The organism is Bacillus sp. DB-2, assembly GCF_003315125.1.
GTDB lineage: Bacteria > Bacillota > Bacilli > Bacillales > Bacillaceae_G > Bacillus_A > Bacillus_A mycoides.
On the sequence record NZ_QNRN01000024.1, the window covers coordinates 1 to 20,550 of the forward strand.

General features: G+C 35.0%; 26 protein-coding genes. 8 read left to right on the forward strand and 18 right to left on the reverse strand.

Features of this window, described 5'->3' with window-relative positions; genetic code table 11:
• Nucleotides 1-135 carry an IS3 family transposase gene (locus tag DET63_RS28250; protein WP_113938474.1) on the forward strand — a complete coding sequence of 45 codons (135 nt, stop codon included), beginning with the start codon at nt 1-3 and terminating at the stop codon, nt 133-135.
• Nucleotides 136-197: 62 nt separating this feature from the next.
• Here DET63_RS28250 and lpdA read toward each other — a convergent pair whose 3' ends face one another.
• The 7 genes from lpdA to DET63_RS28285 form a co-directional block, all read right to left on the reverse strand.
• On the reverse strand, nt 198-1,577 hold the full coding sequence (lpdA, locus tag DET63_RS28255) for a dihydrolipoyl dehydrogenase (protein WP_113938475.1): 1,380 nt from the start codon (nt 1,575-1,577) through the stop codon (nt 198-200).
• A gap of 15 nt (nt 1,578-1,592) precedes the next feature.
• Nucleotides 1,593-2,792 (reverse strand): dihydrolipoamide acetyltransferase family protein, encoded by a 1,200-nt coding sequence (locus DET63_RS28260; protein WP_002085143.1) that lies wholly within the window; start codon nt 2,790-2,792, stop codon nt 1,593-1,595.
• A gap of 27 nt (nt 2,793-2,819) precedes the next feature.
• Nucleotides 2,820-3,854 (reverse strand): acetoin:2,6-dichlorophenolindophenol oxidoreductase subunit beta, encoded by a 1,035-nt coding sequence (gene acoB / locus DET63_RS28265; RefSeq protein ID WP_002085142.1) that lies wholly within the window; start codon nt 3,852-3,854, stop codon nt 2,820-2,822.
• Between the two features lie 17 nt (nt 3,855-3,871).
• Nucleotides 3,872-4,870: an acetoin:2,6-dichlorophenolindophenol oxidoreductase subunit alpha gene (gene acoA, locus DET63_RS28270; RefSeq protein WP_002136695.1), complete on the reverse strand. Its 999-nt coding sequence runs from the start codon at nt 4,868-4,870 to the stop codon at nt 3,872-3,874.
• A gap of 169 nt (nt 4,871-5,039) precedes the next feature.
• The gene (locus DET63_RS28275; protein WP_002085139.1) at nt 5,040-5,519 is read right to left on the reverse strand and encodes a DinB family protein; all 480 of its coding nucleotides are present in this window, start codon (nt 5,517-5,519) and stop codon (nt 5,040-5,042) included.
• A gap of 41 nt (nt 5,520-5,560) precedes the next feature.
• A complete protein-coding gene (locus tag DET63_RS28280; protein ID WP_113938476.1) occupies nt 5,561-6,757 on the reverse strand; it encodes an MFS transporter in 1,197 nt (398 codons plus the stop codon).
• A gap of 123 nt (nt 6,758-6,880) precedes the next feature.
• The gene (locus DET63_RS28285; RefSeq protein ID WP_113938477.1) at nt 6,881-7,840 is read right to left on the reverse strand and encodes a helix-turn-helix domain-containing protein; all 960 of its coding nucleotides are present in this window, start codon (nt 7,838-7,840) and stop codon (nt 6,881-6,883) included.
• Between the two features lie 136 nt (nt 7,841-7,976).
• On the opposite strand from DET63_RS28285, the gene DET63_RS28290 reads away from it, so the two are divergent.
• A complete protein-coding gene (locus tag DET63_RS28290) occupies nt 7,977-8,822 on the forward strand; it encodes an oxidoreductase (protein WP_220182454.1) in 846 nt (281 codons plus the stop codon).
• Nucleotides 8,823-8,861: 39 nt separating this feature from the next.
• Complete coding sequence (locus DET63_RS28295; RefSeq protein WP_113938479.1) at nt 8,862-9,371, forward strand: GrpB family protein; 510 nt, start codon at nt 8,862-8,864, stop codon at nt 9,369-9,371.
• Nucleotides 9,372-9,475: 104 nt separating this feature from the next.
• On the opposite strand, the gene DET63_RS28300 is transcribed toward DET63_RS28295, so the two are convergent.
• From DET63_RS28300 to DET63_RS28325, 6 genes are all read right to left on the reverse strand, one after another.
• A complete protein-coding gene (locus DET63_RS28300; RefSeq protein ID WP_016091514.1) occupies nt 9,476-9,856 on the reverse strand; it encodes a DUF4181 domain-containing protein in 381 nt (126 codons plus the stop codon).
• 19 nt (nt 9,857-9,875) lie between these two features.
• The gene (locus DET63_RS28305; protein ID WP_016091515.1) at nt 9,876-10,316 is read right to left on the reverse strand and encodes an NUDIX domain-containing protein; all 441 of its coding nucleotides are present in this window, start codon (nt 10,314-10,316) and stop codon (nt 9,876-9,878) included.
• A 61-nt stretch (nt 10,317-10,377) separates the two neighbouring features.
• Nucleotides 10,378-10,740, reverse strand: a complete 363-nt coding sequence (locus DET63_RS28310; RefSeq protein ID WP_016091516.1) for a DUF4181 domain-containing protein — start codon at nt 10,738-10,740, stop codon at nt 10,378-10,380.
• Between the two features lie 17 nt (nt 10,741-10,757).
• A complete protein-coding gene (locus DET63_RS28315; RefSeq protein WP_113938480.1) occupies nt 10,758-11,594 on the reverse strand; it encodes a PP2C family serine/threonine-protein phosphatase in 837 nt (278 codons plus the stop codon).
• Nucleotides 11,578-12,069 (reverse strand): HIT family protein, encoded by a 492-nt coding sequence (locus DET63_RS28320; protein WP_113938512.1) that lies wholly within the window; start codon nt 12,067-12,069, stop codon nt 11,578-11,580. The genes DET63_RS28315 and DET63_RS28320 overlap by 17 nt, the downstream gene beginning before the upstream one ends.
• Before the next feature lie 104 nt (nt 12,070-12,173).
• On the reverse strand, nt 12,174-12,347 hold the full coding sequence (locus DET63_RS28325) for a glycine zipper domain-containing protein (protein ID WP_002127725.1): 174 nt from the start codon (nt 12,345-12,347) through the stop codon (nt 12,174-12,176).
• A 215-nt stretch (nt 12,348-12,562) separates the two neighbouring features.
• On the opposite strand from DET63_RS28325, the gene DET63_RS28330 reads away from it, so the two are divergent.
• A complete protein-coding gene (locus tag DET63_RS28330; protein ID WP_113938481.1) occupies nt 12,563-12,799 on the forward strand; it encodes a hypothetical protein in 237 nt (78 codons plus the stop codon).
• A 47-nt stretch (nt 12,800-12,846) separates the two neighbouring features.
• Here DET63_RS28330 and DET63_RS28335 read toward each other — a convergent pair whose 3' ends face one another.
• Entirely contained in the window at nt 12,847-13,683 is an 837-nt protein-coding gene (locus tag DET63_RS28335; protein ID WP_098354825.1) for an ABC transporter permease, read from the reverse strand.
• Nucleotides 13,676-14,881 (reverse strand): quaternary amine ABC transporter ATP-binding protein, encoded by a 1,206-nt coding sequence (locus DET63_RS28340; RefSeq protein ID WP_002013036.1) that lies wholly within the window; start codon nt 14,879-14,881, stop codon nt 13,676-13,678. Before DET63_RS28340 ends, DET63_RS28335 begins: the two co-directional genes overlap by 8 nt.
• 171 nt (nt 14,882-15,052) lie before the next feature.
• Between DET63_RS28340 and DET63_RS28345 the strand changes: the two genes are divergently transcribed.
• The gene (locus tag DET63_RS28345) at nt 15,053-15,910 is read left to right on the forward strand and encodes a glycine betaine ABC transporter substrate-binding protein (RefSeq protein WP_113938482.1); all 858 of its coding nucleotides are present in this window, start codon (nt 15,053-15,055) and stop codon (nt 15,908-15,910) included.
• Between the two features lie 53 nt (nt 15,911-15,963).
• Here DET63_RS28345 and clpP read toward each other — a convergent pair whose 3' ends face one another.
• A complete protein-coding gene (gene clpP, locus DET63_RS28350) occupies nt 15,964-16,545 on the reverse strand; it encodes an ATP-dependent Clp endopeptidase proteolytic subunit ClpP (protein ID WP_002147396.1) in 582 nt (193 codons plus the stop codon).
• A gap of 20 nt (nt 16,546-16,565) precedes the next feature.
• Complete coding sequence (locus DET63_RS28355) at nt 16,566-17,252, reverse strand: RNA polymerase subunit sigma-70 (RefSeq protein WP_113938483.1); 687 nt, start codon at nt 17,250-17,252, stop codon at nt 16,566-16,568.
• A 143-nt stretch (nt 17,253-17,395) separates the two neighbouring features.
• Here DET63_RS28355 and DET63_RS28360 point away from each other — a divergent pair, with 143 nt between their 5' ends.
• The 3 genes from DET63_RS28360 to DET63_RS28370 all read left to right on the forward strand — a co-directional run bounded on the left by DET63_RS28360 (nt 17,396) and on the right by DET63_RS28370 (nt 18,923).
• Nucleotides 17,396-17,716, forward strand: a complete 321-nt coding sequence (locus tag DET63_RS28360) for a 2Fe-2S iron-sulfur cluster-binding protein (RefSeq protein WP_002085119.1) — start codon at nt 17,396-17,398, stop codon at nt 17,714-17,716.
• A gap of 4 nt (nt 17,717-17,720) precedes the next feature.
• Complete coding sequence (gene rpiA / locus DET63_RS28365) at nt 17,721-18,383, forward strand: ribose 5-phosphate isomerase A (protein WP_113938513.1); 663 nt, start codon at nt 17,721-17,723, stop codon at nt 18,381-18,383.
• Between the two features lie 105 nt (nt 18,384-18,488).
• Complete coding sequence (locus DET63_RS28370; protein ID WP_113938484.1) at nt 18,489-18,923, forward strand: GNAT family N-acetyltransferase; 435 nt, start codon at nt 18,489-18,491, stop codon at nt 18,921-18,923.
• Nucleotides 18,924-19,135: 212 nt separating this feature from the next.
• Here the strand turns inward: DET63_RS28370 and DET63_RS28375 are convergent, their stop codons facing one another.
• Nucleotides 19,136-20,503, reverse strand: coding sequence for a lytic polysaccharide monooxygenase (locus DET63_RS28375; RefSeq protein WP_113938485.1), 1,368 nt, complete (start codon nt 20,501-20,503; stop codon nt 19,136-19,138).
• Nucleotides 20,504-20,550: the final 47 nt, after the last annotated feature.

Genomic DNA, 20,550 nt, shown 5'->3' on the forward strand with positions numbered 1-20,550 from the left:
TTGAATCATTTTAAAACAGAAGAAGATTTAATACAAGCAATTGAAGAATATATTTACTTTTATAACTATAAACGGTTCCAAAAACGACTCAACCACCGAGCTCCGATAGAATATCGAATCTCGATGGCTGCTTAGTCTTTTTAATACTGTCTACTTGACAGGGATAAGACCATCATATTAGACTGGTCTTTTTACCTTCAAGCATGTACAGCATGTCCTACTGCCTGCAATAATGCCTCATGAATCGCTTCAGATAAAGTTGGATGCGCTGCAATATAATCTCGCATTATATCAGCTGTAACTTCTGTATGAATCATTACAGTTCCTTGTCCGATTAGTTCGGTTGCACGAGGACCGATAATAGAAATCCCTACAATTTCTTGATATTTAGGTTCCACAATAACTTTTACTTTCCCCGTTTGTTCTCCAATAATAAGCGCTTTTCCGTTCGCTGTAAATGCGAATTCTCCGATGAGGATGTCACCGTATTGCTCTCTTGCTCCTTTTTCTGTCAAACCGACACTAGCAATTTCTGGAGCTGTATAAATACAGCGAGGTACAGCATGATAGTTTACTTTCACATCTTCTCCGCTCGCGTGTAATGCCGCTGTCGTTCCTTCATGGAAGGCAACGTGAGCAAGCTGTATTCCACCAATCACATCACCCGCTGCGTAAATATGTGATCTATTTGTTTGCATATGTTCATTCACAGAAATTCCTTTATTTGAAAATTGAATGCCTGCTTTTTCTAAAGCTAATTCTTGTACACGTGGTTTTCGACCTACAGAAACGAGAACAAATTCCGGGTTGGCTTCTTGGATACTTCCTTCATATTCAAATGAAGCCTGCTTCTTATAATTATTTAATCCTTTTAAAGCCGCTCCTGTAAATATTTTTACGCCATCATTTTCTAGTTTCTCCCTTAAAATTTGTGCGATATCTTCATCTTCACCAGGTAATAATTGCGATGCCATTTCAACAATCGTAACTTTTGTTCCAAGACGACTATAAATGCTTGCAAACTCGCAACCTATTACACCACCGCCAACGATTAATAATGATTTTGGTATATTTTCTAGGGACATTGCATGACTACTATTTAAAATCCACTTCCCATCAAATGGAGCAAAAGGTAATTCAGTTGGTTCTGATCCTGCCGCTATAATGAACTGTTCTCCATCTACTAGCTCTTCTTTATCACCGTGTGTAACACGCATACGGTGATCCGTTTCAAATTTCGCTTTACCTTGTATAACTTTTATTTTATTTTTCTTCATTAAATATTGTATACCTTGTACGAGTTGCGTAACAATTTGTGATTTTCTCGTCTGTATTTGTTTCCAATCAATTGATATATTCTGCTTATTTACTAATACTCCAAAACGATTCGCATGATTAACAATATCGTATACTTCCGCACTTTCTAACAATGATTTCGTAGGCATACAACCGACATTTAAACAAGTCCCGCCAAGATCAGCTTCATCAATAAGAGTGACATCTTTTCCATTTTGAGCCGCGGTAATTGCCGCTACATAACCAGCAGGTCCGCCCCCAATAACAACTAAATTACTCATTTTCTCACCTTCTCTTTATAAAAGAATTGTTACAGGTTCTTCTAAATAACGTTTAATTGTGCGTAAAAATGCAGCTGCTGGTGCACCGTCTAGTACACGATGATCGAATGTTAAACTTAAAGGTAACATACTTCCTTTTCTTAATTTTTTCCCTTTATATACAGGAACATGTTCAATTGCACCTACACCTAAAATACCAGTTTCAGGTGTATTTAATACTGGCGTAAAATATTCAATACCGAAGCTACCTAAATTACTAATTGTAAATGTTGTCCCTTGCATATCATCACTACTTAAACTGCCTGCTCGTGCCTTTTGTGCCACATTTTTAATCTCTTTAGATAACTCTACTAAAGATAGATTATTAGCAAAGCGAATAGCTGGAACGACTAATCCTTTTTCTAACGCGACCGCCATACCTAAATGAACATGTTCAAATTGATGAATGGCATCATTTATATACGCGCTGTTCATTTCTTTATGCTCTCTAAGCGCTAATACAACAGCACGAGAAACGAAATCAGTAATAGTTAGTTTGTTATCGTATCGTTTTTGTACAACTTCCGCTATTTCTTTATGTAAAGCAACTAAATCTGTAACATCTACTTTCATTGTTAATGTTAATTGCGCACTATTTTGTAAGCTTGCATGCATACGGTTCGCAATTGCTTTTCGCATACCAATAATAGGAATGACTTTACTTTCTTCTTGTTCAAGTACTTCTGGAATTGCTACTCTTTCTTCAAGCGCCTTTAATACATCTATCTTTGTAATTCTTCCGCCAGGTCCTGTACCAATTAATGATCTAATATCGAGATTTTCAGTTTTTGCAATTTTCTTTGCTACTGGAGATATTTTAACTCTTTGCTTCGTCACATCTATCGCATATGGTTCTGGATGTTGTACCTTTTTAGGTTCTGGATTAGATGCTTTTTCTTCTACAACATGTATGTTTTCATGAACTTCTACTTTTTCGTCCGGTTTACCGATGTAGCAAATTACAGTACCCGGCGGCACTCCCTCATCTTCACTTACAGCTATATCAAGAACAGTTCCATCAGCTGGTGCTTCTATTTCAGTTTCGATTTTTTCCGAGTTAATACTAGCAATTAGTTCACCTTTTTCTACATTATCACCTGCTTTAATATTCCAGCTCGTAATAATACCTTCTTTCATCGCCATACCTAACTTCGGCATTACAACTTCTACAGCCATGTTTCTCTCTCCCTTCTCATCGTTTCATTACACACGTAATAAAGATTGGTCTCCGATCATTTCTGATACAGTTTCAATTACTTTCTCCGGCGTTGGTAAATATAACTTTTCAAGTGGTGGCGAAAACGGAACTGGTGTATGTGGTGCTGTAATTCGTTTAATAGGTGCATCTAACAAATCGAATCCTTTATCCGCTACAATTGCCGCAATATCTGTTGCGATACTACATCTTGGATTTGCTTCGTCAATAACAATCAGGCGATTCGTCTTTTCAACAGATGCTAAAATCGTATCTTCATCCAGCGGTGATAAAGAACGTGGATCGATTACTTCTACTTCGAGTCCTTTTTCCGATAATTGCTTTGCAGCTGCAAGTGCTGTATGAACTTGTTTTCCAATTGCAACGATTGTTACATCAGAACCTTCACGTTTAATATCTGCTTTTCCTAAAGGAATTGTATAGTACCCTTCTGGTACTTCGCCTTTCATATTGTAAAGTGTTTTATCTTCAAAGAAGATTACTGGATCGTCATCTTCAATTGCCGCTAATAATAAGCCTTTTGCGTCATAAGGAGTGGAAGGAACGACAACTTTTATACCTGGAATGCTCGTAAATAACGCATATAAACTTTGTGAATGCTGTGCCGCTGCGCTAAATCCAGCACCGTGCATCGTACGTACTGTAACTGGCACTTTCGCTTTTCCACCGAACATATAGCGGAACTTTGCACCTTGGTTTAATACTTGATCAAGACAACTTCCGATAAAATCATTAAACATTAATTCAGCTATCGGACGTAAACCTGTTGCAGCAGCTGCCATCGCCGCTCCCATATAACCCGCTTCTGAAATTGGAGTATCTAAAATACGATTTCGACCAAATTCTTGTACAAGTCCTTTCGTAACACCGAGTACACCGCCCCATGCTTCATCATCTTGCAAGTGATCCACTTGTGCACCGCCTGCAACATCTTCTCCGATTAAAATTACATTTTCATCACGACGCATTGATATTTTCATCGCTTCATTAATTGCAGTTGACATACTTACTGTTCTAGTCATTATTTTTCACCCTCCTCTTATTTGTAAGAAACGTATACATCTTTTAATAATTCTTCATCTTCCGGATATGGACTATTTTCACTAAATTCAATTGATTGTTGCACTGCTTCATCTACTGCCTTTTCCATATCCACAAGTTCAGATTCTGTTAATAAAGCTTCATGAATTAAATGCTTACGGAAATTCACAATCGCATCTTTTTCATTTAAATGTTCTTCTTTTTCTTCTGAAGTTTTATATGTTTGCGCTTCACCTTCGAAATGACCGTAATTACGATATGTCATACATTCAATTATTGTTGGACCACCGCCATTACGCGCACGTTCTACTGCTTCTTCCGCCGCTTTATACACTGCAAGTAAATCTTTTCCATCTACTTGAACACCTGGAATATTGTAAGCTTTCGCTCGATCTGCAATGGAATCACAACTTGACGCATATTCAAATGTTGTTGCTTCACCGTAACCGTTATTTTCTGCGATAAAAATAACTGGTAACTTCCAAATCGCTGCTAAATTAACCCCTTCATGGAATGTTCCTTCATTATTTGCTCCGTCACCGAAGAAGCAAACACTCACATCTTTCGTTCCTTTATATTTAGCTGTTAATGCTGAACCGCAAGCAAGTGGAAAACCTCCGCCTACAATCCCATTTGCACCAAGCATTCCTTTATCTAAATCGGCAATATGCATTGAACCACCTTTACCTTTACATAACCCTGTCGCTTTACCAAAAAGTTCGGCCATCATGCCATTTAAATCACAACCTTTCGCGATACAATGGCCGTGACCTCTATGCGTACTTGTAATACTGTCACTATCTGTTAAGTGGGCACATACACCAACTGCTACTGCTTCTTCACCAGCGTATAAATGAACGAAACCTGGCAGAACGCCTTGCGCGAACAATTCATGCACCTTGTCTTCAAACTTACGAATCTCTAACATTTTTTCATACATCCAACGAACTTGTTCTTTCGTAATTTCATTCCCTTTACTTTCAGTTGTTTTTAACATGTCCAGCCCTCCTATTTTCTTGTTCATCTTTTATATTGCAAGTACTGTGCCAAATTCTAATCCCTGATTTAATAGGTTTTCTCTTTTCTTTCATAATAAAAAAGTGGACAAAATGAGACATCTGTCTCGTTTTGTCCACTTTTGTTCACCTAATTTGAGAATTATTATCTTATTCATTATCAAAACTCTTCTGTAATTTCCGAATGTAGATAATTTGACCAATGTGATACGCGTTATGAGTCGTTACATTAGCTAATACTTCCCACCACTTCGCAGATACAGGAAATCCAATTACATCACTTTCAACCTTGTCTTCATTTATGAGACTTTGCCATTGTAACAGTTTCTCTAATAGTTTTTCTCTTAACTCTTCAAATGTTTGATTATCTGAAAGCATAAAACTTTTGTTATTATCACCAATAGCGGGCACAGCATTAACATTTGATTCTTTGTACCTAGTTTGCCACGTCGTATTCCAATACAGTAAATGTTGTACAATTTCAGCTATACTATTACACTCTTCATTCGGTTTCCAGAAAGCTTCTCTCTCAGATAAATCCTTAACTGCATCTGAAAATGGAATATACCAACTGGGATCATTCGCATTTGCTAATAACTGATCTGCTAATACGTCTTTAACATGGAACACTTTGCTTCCCCCCGTTAAAAAGATTCATTTTAAGACAATCCTCACTTCTCTATATACGCTGAGTTTGCCAGATCCCCTCTTTTTAGCCTTAATCCCAAACATATGCACATAAAGAAACCGAAAGCACCTAATCCATAAGCTGTTGTATAACCACTTTCCCCGATAATCCATCCTGCAAGTCCTGGTCCAATCATTTGACCAACTGCATAGAAAACGGATATAAAACTAATTGCCATTGAGACATATTTCGGAGATACTTGCTTTGAAGCTGCAACTTGAATTAATAAAAGGATACCTCCGAGGCTGGAACCCCAAATAATTGCCGACATGATAAAGCCAATGATATGTCCAAATATAATTGGAATCATATCACCTATTACAGCTAATAAAAGTGCAATACATAACGTCTTCTTTATACCAATCCGATCCGAAATCAATCCCCAGACAGGAGCTCCTACAATTGAAAACATTCCTGCAATCGCATAAACAGTTCCCGAAATTGATGCCGAAATACCATTATTAATCATAAAACTAGTTTGATATAAATTTGGAATTAAATAAACAACGCCCACAATAAAATACATCCATGCAATGATGAATAGCTCTTTCGTTTTCCATAAAAACGACTTATTATTCCTTGCCCCCTCATCTTCAGTAACTTCTGGATTTTTCAAAACAATTGAGGCAACGAATACAACAATACATGTAATAATGCCAAACAAAAGCCATGAACCACGCCAACTATATTCTGGAAATGTACGTACTATATAAGGAACAATTATTCCACTAAATAGCATACCTATGCCAGCACCGCTTAATAACAGCCCCATTGCAGTTCCTCTTTTTTCTGGAAACCATCCTACTGTTATTGACATGAGTGGTGTATATACAAGAGCACTTCCAGCTCCAGAACATAGCATACAAATAGAGGCTATCCAAAATGAGGAAACAAATGCTAATCCTATTAAACTTATAACGACGAGCCAACTCCCTATTAATAAAACTGATTTTGCTCCAAAACGGATAGTAAGTATTCCAGATGTTCCGACTGTTAATAAATACCCTAAAAAGAGTATAGTTCCTAACATACCTGCTTGAGCTGTAGATAAATGGAGTCCTTCTTGCATAAACGGCAATATAATTCCATATGCCATACGTGCAAAACCCGTCGTTGTTATAATAAGAAACATTCCTGTTAATACAAATATCCAAAAATGACTTTCATTCCGTTCTTTCATTTAAATTCCTCCATAAAAAGTTATTTCCAATTGGATGTTGTTTGTAATTATAATGACCATTACAAAAAGCAACTACCAAATGACGGAGGAATTTACGGTATAGCGGATTATTCCTGTTTTACGTTAATAAATACGTAAAAGTTCTGATGGATTCATTCCATACTTTTTACGAAATAACTCTGAAAAATGACTGACATTATTGTATCCAACTGCAAATGCCGTTTCGGTCACATTACTATTTCCCGAACGCAGTAAATCTATCGCATGTTCCATACGCTTTTCTCGTAAATATGCAAATGTGGACATCCCAAATAATTCTTTAAACCCAATTTTTAATTTATAATCATTTAACTCTACTATTTTAGCTAATTCTAATAATGATGGGGGTGATTCCATTCGTTGAAGTAAAATTTCTTCAGCCTGTTTTATTTTATTCAAATCCTGTTTTGATAATTGACTCCTTTTATTTGCGTCACAATCATTAAGCAACACTCTCCCAAAATGTATAGAAAGCAATTCGAGCGCTTTACTTTCTAATTCTAGTTGACTAATACGATCCTTTTGGGGATGCTCTATCATTCTCTTAATAAGATTAGATGTTATAGAATCAATTGGATTTTGAAACTTTTTAAAAGATTGATTTCCTAATATAGAATGAAAATCAAGACTTTTTTCAATAGCATTATTCATCATAAAATGATTAAACAATTGTACAGGAATCCCAATCGCTAATGAATATAGAGGCGTTTCTTTTTCATATTCAAATACTACATCAAAATCATTCATAAAATATAAATAGCTATTTCCAGTCATTAATTCATACGAAGAATGACCAACTTGCACTTCTCCGAACCCTTGTAAACAAAAATTAAGCTCCACCATTGCTGCGTCCGATGCAAACTGGATGCGATGGTTATTATGAAATTGATAATTTGATAACACAATTTCCATACCTGAAAATGAAGTCCATCTTCGTATTTCACCCATACCTATTGTTTTGGGCATATTCATATGTTTTTCCTCTACAACTTGTAAACCATGAAAGTATTTATGAAAAATATCATGAAAACCATTAGTCTCCATGAAACCCACACTCCTTTTATGTAAAAATCAAAATTTAATTGATAATTATTTTCAATTATATCAAATATCTTTATACAATAAATAGATTTTCTCTTTATAACTCGTTATGATAAAAGAAAAAGAAAGCGAGCGAACAATGAATAAAAAAATCGCGATTATTACAGGGGCATCAAGTGGATTCGGACTTTTAACGACACTTGAACTTGCGAAAAAAGACTATTTTGTCATTGCTACAATGCGAAATCTTGAAAAACAAGTAGACTTAATATCTCAAGCTACTAAACTCCACTTACAACAAAATATAAAAGTTCAACAATTAGATGTAACAGATCAAGGTTCTATACATAACTTCCAATTATTTTTAAACGAAATAAACAGAATAGACATTCTCATAAATAATGCAGGATATGCAAATGGGGGCTTTGTAGAAGAAATTCCAGTAGAGGAATACCGTAAACAATTTGAAACGAACCTTTTTGGCGCTATTTCAATTACTCAGCTTGTTTTACCTTATATGAGAGAACAGAAAAACGGAAAAATTATAAATATAAGCAGTATTAGCGGCCAAGTCGGATTCCCTGGTTTATCCCCTTACGTTTCTTCAAAATATGCATTAGAAGGCTGGAGTGAATCCCTTCGCTTAGAAGTAAAACCTTTCGGAATAGACGTTGCCTTACTTGAACCTGGTTCTTATAACACGAACATATGGGAAGTTGGTAAACAATTAGCTGAAAACCAATTTGATACAACCTCTCCTTACAAAGAATATATGGATAAAATACAAAAGCACATAAACAATGGCAACGATACACTTGGTAATCCGATGGATGTTGCAAATAAAATCGTAGAAATTGCTGAAGCAAGGCGTACTACATTACGATACCCAATTGGGAAAGGTGTAAAATTTATGATCTTTGCGAAGAAGGTTCTTCCTTGGAGATTGTGGGAGTTTCTTGTATTGAGGAGCTTTAAGAAAATGTAAGTAACTTTATTGAAAAAATATGTAAGGGGTGCTAATTAAATGCTAGGTTTACCCTATGGTAAAGTGTTTTTAGTTCCGTGGTCCGAAGAGTGGGAATTTGAGTTTTCAAAAGAAAAACAATTAATTGAGGAACACATTGGAAAATATATTTTAGCGATACACCATATTGGAAGTACTTCCATCCCACATTTAAGCGCAAAACCTATTATTGATATTGCGATGGAATTAAGAGATTCCAAAAGTGGTCTAAAATGTATTACAAACCTAGAACAATTAAATTATAAATATAGAAAAAATGTATTACCCGAAAGGTATTATTTCAATAAAGGTGAGCCAAGAACTCATCAAATTCATATGTATGAACAAGGGAATCCATATTTAATAGAACAAATAAAATTCAGAGATTACTTAATAGACAATAAAACTTCTCGTATGCAGTATGAACAGTTAAAGATTCAACTTTCAAAAGCTGATCCTAATGATAAACATAAGTATGCAGAAGATAAGACAAGTTTCGTTAATTCCATATTAGCCAAAATAAATGATTAAATTAAGAAGACCGAATTTCATATACATAATAAGAAACCATTTAGCGGTAAATGGTTTCTTATTAATTAGTTATCCTATTATTTGTAACATAAATAATTATTTTATTATGCAGCAGGTGGAACAAAATATACTAGTATCGAAATCATAAATATATATGCGACCAATCCAATTATCGAAAGAATATATTCTTTCGATTCTCTATCATACTTCCATTCCATCCATGCTCTTAAGATCCATGTGATCCCTAAATAAGTGAAAATGGCATAAGCCATTTTAGAGTTTTCAAATTTAAACATATAATAACAACTAGCTATCACATAAATAATAATTAGTCCTATTTCTAATTTTACATGTAAACTATTCACATGTTTATACCCAAAAAGCCCTCTCTTCTCCATATTCAACTTTTTTCTTAAAAACTGTTCTAAAAAATAACCACCTATACAAGTTCCAATAATAATAATAAAAATAGTAGAGATTCCCATTGTTATCCCTCCCATTACTTTATTTATTTTTAGAAATAAAGTGGACTATATTACGGTTATCCTCTTCTAAATAACTTACAATCCCTTCAGGATATGTTGGCCTCTCCTTTAATTCCTCTTTACTTTTCCATAATAATTTAATATCCTCATGTTCTTTATGTCTTATTTCATTTATAAATATTTTTCCAACCGTTCCCCAATATATCAATGTACAATGATGTCCTTTTTCGTTGTTCCAATCAAAAATTTGCTCATTTACACAAGCTAATTCTTGAACAAAAACTTTTAAATTATATTCTTCCAGTAGTTCTCGTGTTATTGTTTCTTTTGCTGTTTCACCAAATTCAATGGATCCACCTGGAAAACGATAAAATGATTCATTCTCATCACATTGAACAAGTACTTTAGAATGATCTTCATTTAAAATCATTGCTTCTGCACGTAATCGAGGGCTTTTCATTTCTTCTCTCCCTTTAATTACTCATTATATGACATTGCTATAGGGCTATAATTAATATGTATTAAATAAGAAAATATAGAATCAGCCCTGTTATCATTAACGATACAGCCCCACCTAAGGACATCAAGAACTCCCTCGATTCCCTGTCATATTTCCATTCCATATATGCATCAAAACTATATAACGTAATTAAAAACAGAAAAGGTAGAAAGCCCATGTATAGGGGGTTTGAAAGAGAAGAACATATAATAATAACCACTATATAAGAAAAAATAATAATTCTGTTTCCCCATTTATGAGACTTGTTCACATATTTATTATTCCATTCTTTTTGTTTCGGTATATTCAGCTTTTTTCTCACTATATTTTCTAAGACAAATAAGAATATGATCCATAAAACTAATACAAGTACTTTCACATGCAATAGAGAGATCGCCTCCTTTACCTTATCGTCTGGATTTTCTCCGGCTGATCACTCGGATACGTAGCATTCCCTTTATTTTCGACATCCCAACTAATAATGGTTGCACTATCTCGTCCGAATTGATGATGAACGTGTTCTAACACATTATGGATATTTTCTTTTAGCCCAATATTATTTCCGTTCATATCATTATAAAGATTTAATGGCGTTTCATAACGGCGTTCCCCGCATTCTAATACCCCATCTGTCACCATTACAATTCGATTCTTTCCAGTACGTAGTTCACGAATTCCTGAAGAATAGCAAGGAACGGGTAAATCAAATGTGTTTACATTTCCAATCCATTCGTAAAAGTGGCGTTGATTCAATGTATATTGTCCTAATTTATGTAATTCATCATGAAATACATAAACTAAGCAATCACCTATGGAAAGCCACCATATGTAATTTTCTTTTCTTACGCATATTAAGCACGCAGTTTCACCTTTTACTCTTTTACAGTTTTCTTTAAATGAAGAGGATTGAAAAATTGTAAGTATATGATTTTCAACAGATCGAAATACTGTTTTAATTGATTCTTTCATAATCGCTTTTATATTTTCATATTCTCTTTGGATTGTATTTACTACTAATTCAACACTTTCTGCACTATTATGTCCGTCTAATATAACGGTGAATTCCCAATCACCATTCGACCAAACTAATGCACCGTCTTCATTCTTTTTTGCTCCGGCGCTTATATTTCCGCCGTATTTACCAAGTACAATATCGCCATATTGCTTGACTGAAACTTCGTCTAAACACATTGCTCTACTTCCAACCCATGAATATTGTGTATTATTTGTTGTATGCATACTCATTCACCATATACTTTCGTATTCTTTCGCATAGTTTTTTAATTTTCTCTGAATCTCCATAGGGTGCACCAGCCCAATTTGCTACTTCAGTCGGTGACCAAAACTCTTTTGGTGTATTTGGATAACGCGGAATAATGTGTATATGCAAATGTGGTACACCATTACCTGAAACGAAACTGTAAATATGTTCTGCACTTTCGCTTTCTTTAAGCGCTTTACTTACTCTACTTGTTATCAGTCCGAATGCCTTTGCCTCATCTTCAGTTAATTCAGCGAGACCAGGTACATGTCTCTTTATATCAATCATTACATAACCAAGATATGTTTCTTCTGCATCCCAATGGACATGTCCAACGTAAATGAGTTCATCTTCGTAAATAGCTCCACCTGGAACTGTAATGTTCCCTTTATGTTTTTCACAAATGAAGCAGTTTTGTTCTGCTTGATTGTTTATTGGCATATCCATCACCATCCTTTGCATATATAATATCATAAAAAAAGGAAAAATAGGTTTTATATTCCGAAAATTCAATCTCTTGAAATTAGAATTTTCACATTAAAATAATTTACAACTCATTATTTCTTCAAAAGCGTAATCCCCATTCCAACTGCAATCCCAATCGCTATTCCGATTGCTATATTATCAGTAAATACACCAGGAATTACACCGATTACAACACCTATAGCGACACCAATTGTCATAGCATCATTTCTTTTTTTATTATTAGCCAAAATAGCATCTCCTCTCATAATTTCTCCCCATATAATATCCATTTACATGAACGTTGCTGCTTCCTAATATATTTACTATTCCGCTTAAAAATTTCCAAAAAATGTACTTTATTACTTTTCCATTCCCCCTACATAATCCTCTTCGTTTGAAAGAATTTTCAAGTCACCATTACATATACATAGGCATTTACTATAAGAAAGATCAGTAATTTATTGAAGGAGGAACGATTCAAATGTATCCTCCTTGGAATCCAAATATAAATCAACAATATGCTTACTCCCCTCATCCAGTAAGGAATACACTGCATTATGATTCGCAATACATGATGCAGCGCATCGCAAGCCTTGAAAGCCAATTAGCTAAATTAATCTCATTAATCGAAGAAAATAATCAATTAATAAAATCAATGGAACAACAGCAAAACCAAGTTTGTGCACCAGCTGGAGGCTCTGTTATTGTTCGGATGTAATTCGAATTCAAAAAACACACTTTGTAGTATAAAGTGTGTTTTTTGAATTATTTTCTTTTTGTATAAAACCCTTGCGTAATTCGGTCTAATATAATCGCAATCACGACGATAGCTAGTCCAGCTTCAAATCCCATTCCGATGTTTACTTGTGTTACAGAGCGATACACATCGACTCCAAGTCCTGGCGCTCCTACAAGTGACGCTGTTACAACCATTGATAACGAAAGCATAATACTTTGATTCACTCCAGCCATGATCGTTCCGGTTGCGAGTGGTAATTGTACTTTAAATAATTTTTGTGATGCGGTAGAGCCAAACGCATTCGCAGCTTCAATTAAATCTTCTGGAACTTGCCTAATTCCTAAGTCTGTAAATCTGATTGTCGGTGGCATAGCAAAAATAACGGAAGCAATAATTCCTGGTACGACGCCTACTCCAAAAAATGTTATCGCGGGAATGAGATAGACGAATGCCGGCATTGTTTGCATAAAATCTAATGTCGGCTTTAAAAATTTTGAGAAACGTTCATTTTGAGATGCTAAAATGCCAATGGGAATTCCGATAATAATTGAAATAATAACTGACGTAAGTACGAGTGCTAATGTTTGCATCGTTTGTGCCCAGTAGTTAATATTTAAAATAAATAATAATCCGATGAGCGTAAAAATGACTAAAGATAATTTCCTCGTTGTGTACCAAATGAGGAAACATAAGATGATAATCATCACTATGGCTGGTATTATTGTTAAAAAATTAGTGAGTAAATCAACAAATCCACCGATAATATAGGAGAATCCTCGGAACAAGCCTTCAAAGTTCTCATATAAACTTGCAACAAATGAATCGACCCATTCGCCTAATGGAATACGCGGAATATTATTCATCGTCTTTCACCTCTTCCTCAATGTTACCTGCAAGAGCTTGAATGACACTTTCACGTTTAATAATTCCTCTCAACCTTTTCTTTTCATCAATTACGGGTAATGGATATTTCATCTCCGCCATTTTTGCATACGTTTCTTCCAGTAATGTATCTAGATAAACGTGTGGAATATCGTTAAGTAATAAATCAGCAATTGGCCATTGTTTTTTCATTGCTTTACTTGCATCATCCGCTGTTAAAATACCTAAAAACTCATACTTTTTGTTCACAACATATACCGTAGAAACACCTGCATTTCTCATAATTTGCAGAGCTACACGCGGCCCACGATCGATTAATAACGTTTCTGGTCTTTTTAAAATAGATTCTGCCGTAATTACTTTTCCTAAATTCACATCCGCAACGAATTTCTCTACAAATTCATTTGCAGGGCTCATCATAATTTCTTCCGGTGTTCCAATTTGGACAATTTCTCCATCTTTCATTAATGCGATACGATCACCAATTCGAAGAGCTTCATCTAAATCATGTGTAATAAAAATAATTGTTTTTTCCATTTTATCTTGTAACTCTAACAATTCATCTTGCATTTCTTTTCGAATTAGTGGATCTAATGCACTAAATGACTCGTCCATTAGTAATACATCTGGATTATTCGTTAGTGCCCTTGCAATTCCAACACGCTGCTGCATACCACCACTAAGTTGACTAGGGTAATTATCTTTATGATGATCGAGTCCTACTAACTGTAGCGATTCTAACGCCTTATTTTCTCGTTCCTCTACTGGAACTCCTTGAATTTCTAGCCCATACGCAACGTTTTGTATTACCGTACGATGTGGAAATAAAGCAAACTTCTGAAAAACCATACTCATTTTCGTCCTTCTTACTCTTCGCAATTCTTCTTTTCCCATCGTTGCGATGTCTTCACCATCTATGTATATATGCCCCGCTGTCGGTTTGATTAATTGATTTAGCATTCGGACTAGCGTTGATTTCCCGCTACCGGATAAACCCATAATAACGAAAATTTCTCCGGTGTATACTTCAAACGTTGCCTTTTTCACCCCAACGTTCATTCCTGTCTCTTTTAAAATTTCCGATTTGCTTTTCCCTTCTTTTAATAAGGTAAGCGCTCTTTGCGGATGTTTCCCAAATACTTTTGTTACATTTTCAACACGTACCTTTGTATTATCCATGTCACTACTCCTTTTCTATCCATCTATTTACATAGTGTTGCGATTTTGCAAAGAAATATTACATAAAAATGACATTCATAAGCTTTCTTTAAAATTCTTGTTTCCGTTCATAATAAGAATGCTTACTTATACATTTATTTAAAGAGGCAAACGTTTCTTAGGAGGGTTTCAATGAGAAAGAAAATATGGCTTATATGCCTTGCATTATTTATTACTATGATTTTTACTTCATGTAATGCAACAAATGCTAATTCGAAAGGGAAAATTAAAATAGGTGTAACAAGTTGGAAAGAAAATATTGCAACTGCAAACATGTGGAAAGTTTTATTAGAAGAAAAAGGCTATAAAGTTGAGCTCATGTATTTAGAAAAAGCTGCGATTTGGACTGGTGTTGCTCGTGGTGATGTCGATGCAAATTTAGAAGTATGGCTGCCTGTTACGGATAAACCGCTAAATGCTCGTTATAAAGATGATATTGTCTTAAAATCAAAATGGTATGAAGGCACTGGACTAGGTTTAGTCGTCCCTTCTTATATGAAAAACATAAACAGCATAGAAGATTTAAACGCACATAAAGATGAGCTAGATAATAAAATTGTTGGGATTGAACCAGGTAGTAGCCTTATGAATTTAACGGATAAAGCAATGAAGGCATATGATATAAAATTAAAACTTGTCCAATCTTCAGAAGCTGCGATGATGAGCGAACTCAAGAAGGCATATACGAAAAAGAAACCAATCGCTGTTACGCTTTGGAATCCGCATTGGGGCTTTTCAGAATTTGACTTAAAATATTTAAAAGACCCTAAGAAAGTATATGGTGAAAAAGATGACATTTATTACTCCGTTCGTAAAGGTTTCGAAAAAGATCATCCTGATATCGTGAAATACTTTGATAAATGGAAAATGAACGATGAACAGCTTGGTACGTTAATGGTCATGTTAAATAAAACGAAAGATCCAGAAGAAGCTGCTCGAAAATGGATAAAAAAGAATCAATTGTTAGTCGATGAATGGGTAAAAGAATAAAGAACGACAGAAACAGGCTAGAGAATTCAGCGTATTCTCTAGCCTGTTTCACATTATTTTTTCTCAATAACAGCATCAACAATTCCATATTCCTTCGCTTCTACTGCCGTCATAAAATAATCTCTTTCTGTATCATGAGCTACCTTTTCTACTGGTTGCCCTGTTCGATCAGATATGATTTTGTTAATATCATGTTTTAACTTTAATATTCTTTTTGCTGTAATTTCAATCTCCGTTGCTTGCCCTTTTACACCGCCGAGCGGTTGATGAATCATGATTTCACTGTTAGGGAGCGCAAATCTTTTTCCCTTTGCGCCAGCTAATAGTAAAAGCGCACCAAATGATGCCGCAAAGCCCATACAAAGTGTTTGCACATCTGGTTTAATAAGGTTCATCGTATCTAATATTGCAAATCCCGCTGTCGTTGAACCGCCCGGACTATTGATATACAGGAATATATCTTTTTCTGCATCTTCCGCTTCTAAAAACAATAATTGTGCTACTACACTGCTTGCAACTTGATCGTTAATTTCTGAACCAATCATAATAATTCGGTCTTTTAATAATCTTGAATATATATCATAGGAGCGTTCTCCTAATTTCGTTTGTTCTACTACGTAAGGAATTGCATTCATATTAAATCCCTCCATCTATTTTATGCCGCACTAAGCATACAACTGTAAGAAGAAGGTTTTTTCATACTGAATAATAACACTGGTTGTATTGATGGTAACTTAGTGAAGTCTATTGTTGGGAGAAGTTTCGTCAACAATTCAGGTCTTTCTTCACGAATAGAAGTTACAACGATTTCAACATCATCCGTGTACTCCACTATTTCAATTCCTTCTTCACTTACAGTTTTCAGCCTATTTCTACTCCTAAATAACGATGCTTTTACTGCACCTTCTGATACCGAACATACTTTAGCAATATCCGCGATACTATATTGAAAAACATCCTTTAATAATAAAATTACAGATTGTTGCACATTTAACGAAGACAATAATTTCCCTACCATTTCATGCAAATCTGCAATTTTTTCATGTGGTTCTTCAAATGTAACTTGCTGTTCTAATTTTTCTTGTACGGATTTTGATTTCATTTGATCTAACCATTGATTTCGAGCAATTTTATACAGAAGCGTTATACAGATTTTCTTCTCACTATACTTTTGAAGAACTTTGCAAATTGCTTCTTGGGCAAGGTCTTCCCCATCCCATTTATTCTTCGTCAAAAACGTACAGTATCTTTTTACCTCTGGATAATGTTCAATTAATAAATTTATATTTGAATGATTCATATCGATATGATTCTTTAAAACCTGAGTTACTTTTGTGCACAAAATAACCACTCCTTTTCAGCGCTTACTTATTAAACGATTGAACAAATAAAAAAGTTACGGGGCTTATAATTAATTTTATGTTTATGTTCATGAATACGGGTCATAAATATGTTATATAGCATTTTACATGAGGAGGAATCAATTTGCCAAAATTAACAGTTGAAGGTACCGGAACTTTCGATATTAAAGAAGGAACGAAATTAGTATTAGCACTTGAAGATAACGGTGTACACATTCTTCATCGTTGCGGTGGCAAAGCAAGATGTACAACTTGTAGAGTTGAAGTCATTGCAGGTGATTTTTGTGAGGCGACAAATGATGAAAAACAAGCTATTACGGAAAAAGGCATTGAAGACCACTTACGATTATCGTGCCAAATGCGTGTACATAAAGATATTACTGTTCGCCCAATACTTACAGTTGAAAGTTCCGGTTTAGATGCTGGACCACGCCCGGCGGAGTAAAATGGTGAATTTAAAACAGCTTGCAGGCGAATATGCTGCTAGCTTTGTAAGAGATGGTATGACGATTGGACTTGGTACGGGTTCAACCGTATATTGGGCGATACAAAAGTTAGGTCACCGTGTACAAGAAGGGTTATCTATTCAAGCTGTACCGACATCAAAAGAAACTGAAGTATTAGCAAAACAATTATCTATTCCGCTAATCTCTTTAAATGAAATTGATATACTTGATCTCACAATTGATGGAGCAGATGAAATCAATAATGATTTACAATTAATAAAAGGTGGCGGTGGTGCATTACTTCGCGAAAAGATTGTTGCCACCTCCTCTAAAGAACTTATTATTATTGCAGATGAATCCAAACTCATTTCACATTTAGGTACCTTTCCACTTCCTATTGAAATCATCCCCTTCTCTTGGAAGCAAACTGAAAAGAGAATTCAATCTTTAGGATGCGAAACGCGTTTACGTATGAAAGATGGCGGACCATTTATAACTGATAACGGCAATTTAATTATTGATTGTATTTTTCCAAACAAAATATTGAATCCAAATGATACACATACAGAGTTAAAGATGATTACCGGTGTAGTTGAAACAGGATTATTTATCAATATGACGAGCAAAGCGATCATCGGAACAAAAAACGGTATAAAAGAATATTAAGCATTTTAAAGGCTGACTTTTGCAAGTCAGTTTTTTCTTTTATAGCATTACAGTATGATATACTATGAAAACACATTCATATCACACTAGAAAGGGCTGAACAATTTGCAATCCAAACTCATAACAGAACTTACAGATTTAGAAACTGCCTTTCACATTCGAAAAGAAGTCTTTGTAAAAGAACAAGGTGTCCCACTTGAAGATGAATTCGATACATATGACCAAATTGGCGAGGCATGCAAACATATATTAGTTTATTATAATGAACTTCCTGTAGGAACTGGCCGTATACGATTCGTTCAAGGAATGGGTAAACTAGAAAGAATTTGTATTTTAAAAGACTATCGCAAATACGGATTAGGCAAAGTAATCATTCAAAAGTTAGAAGAGATTGCTCGTAACAAAGAAGCAAACAAAGTTAAACTACACGGTCAAACACAAGCTGAAGGGTTTTATGAAAAATTAGGCTATCAAACTTCTTCCGACGTATTTATGGAAGATGGAATTCCACATATTCTTATGACGAAAGTGTTATCATAATAGAAAGGTTACTATATGATTCTACATTATGTATTCGTATAGTAACCTTTCTGTAGCTTATTCGTTTGAAAGTCTCTTTGATGAATATTCTAGATTAATACAAAAAGACGACGCTGAATACGTCGTCTTTTTTATAAGCAGAAAAGTTAACTCTCAAACTTCCTTTTTTTGCATCAAAGCCCATCATCTTTCATTTCATTTTGAGGTAAAGCTTACACTGTTTTCCATAAGGATAAAGCAAAAATCCAGTTTGGATCCCCATGTCCTTCATAATTCTGGACTGCTTCATACACTTTTCCCTCGTGTAAAACTCTATCCCCCTTTTTATATGCTTTCTTTGCATCCCACGCTTCATATGAAGCGCTTTCAGCTTTTGTAGTAATTGTGAACGTATCACTTTGTACGGATTCATTTCCAACTACATCCACTGCTTTCACTGCATATTTATAAGTAGTATTAGCGAGTAAATTTTTATCCATATAAGAAGTCGTATTGGATGTTGCAATTTTTTTCATTGTTCCTTCTATTTCTCTATAAATATCGTAATAGTCTACTCCAACGTTATCATCAGATGGGCTCCACATTAGATCCACACTTGACGCTGTTGTTCCCATGCTATGTAATCCTTTTGGTTGTGTTGGTGCTTCTGTATCAGGAGCTTCAACTGTTGTTTTCACTGTAAGCGCTGTACTTTCTTTCGATACATTGCCAGCTGCGTCAATTGCTTTTACAGTATAAGTGTATTCTGTGCTTGGTTGTAATTTCTTATCAATAAAATAAGTGCCTGGTACTGTGTCAATCATCTCTCCGTTACGGAAGATTTGGTACCCTTTTACTCCTACATTATCCGTAGAAACGTTCCATGTTAGTTCTATACTATTTGCTGTTACTTTTTGCGCCTGAATTCCATTTGGAATACTTGGCGCTTCTGTGTCTGGTTTCACATTATTGATGAGATTCACATCAATTACATTATAGAACGCATTTGCTGTATCAGCTACATCCCATACAGCTAAAATCACATGATATCCACTACGGTCAGTAGGTACATTGATTTTATGAGTTAAATTATTTGAAGCTGCAGAACCATCATGTTGTACAGTGCCAATTGGCTCAAAGTCTGCTCTTGTTAGTGCTTTATTTGGATTCCATCCTTTCTTTGTAATATAGTAGTGCCATTTGCTTGTTAAGTGAGGTGCTGTATACTTCCAAGTAAATGTATTTTCCCCACCAGTGATTGTATTTTTAAACCAACGATTTGCTGTTTGTTGATCTAAAATACCGCCAAATTTTCCACCTGCAGAAGCGATTTGCCCATCAACTGGGCCACCTTGTGGGAATCCTTTTGGAGCTTCTAAACTTTGTGGTTCATACATAACACTTCCACAGTTTACATTTAGAGCACCATAAGTTGGACTACATAAAGCGGAACGGCTACCAGGCTTTTCAACAAAGCCGTGCGCGTATGCATTTTGAGGAATAAGTGTCGTGCTGATAATTCCAGCTGTTAATGCAACAGCTCCTATACTTTTTTTGTTCATTTTCAAGTTTTGTAGTTGTTTTAAAAATCGATTATTCATGTTCCTGTCCCCTTCTTGTTATACTTCGTAGTGTAATGTGGGCTTTG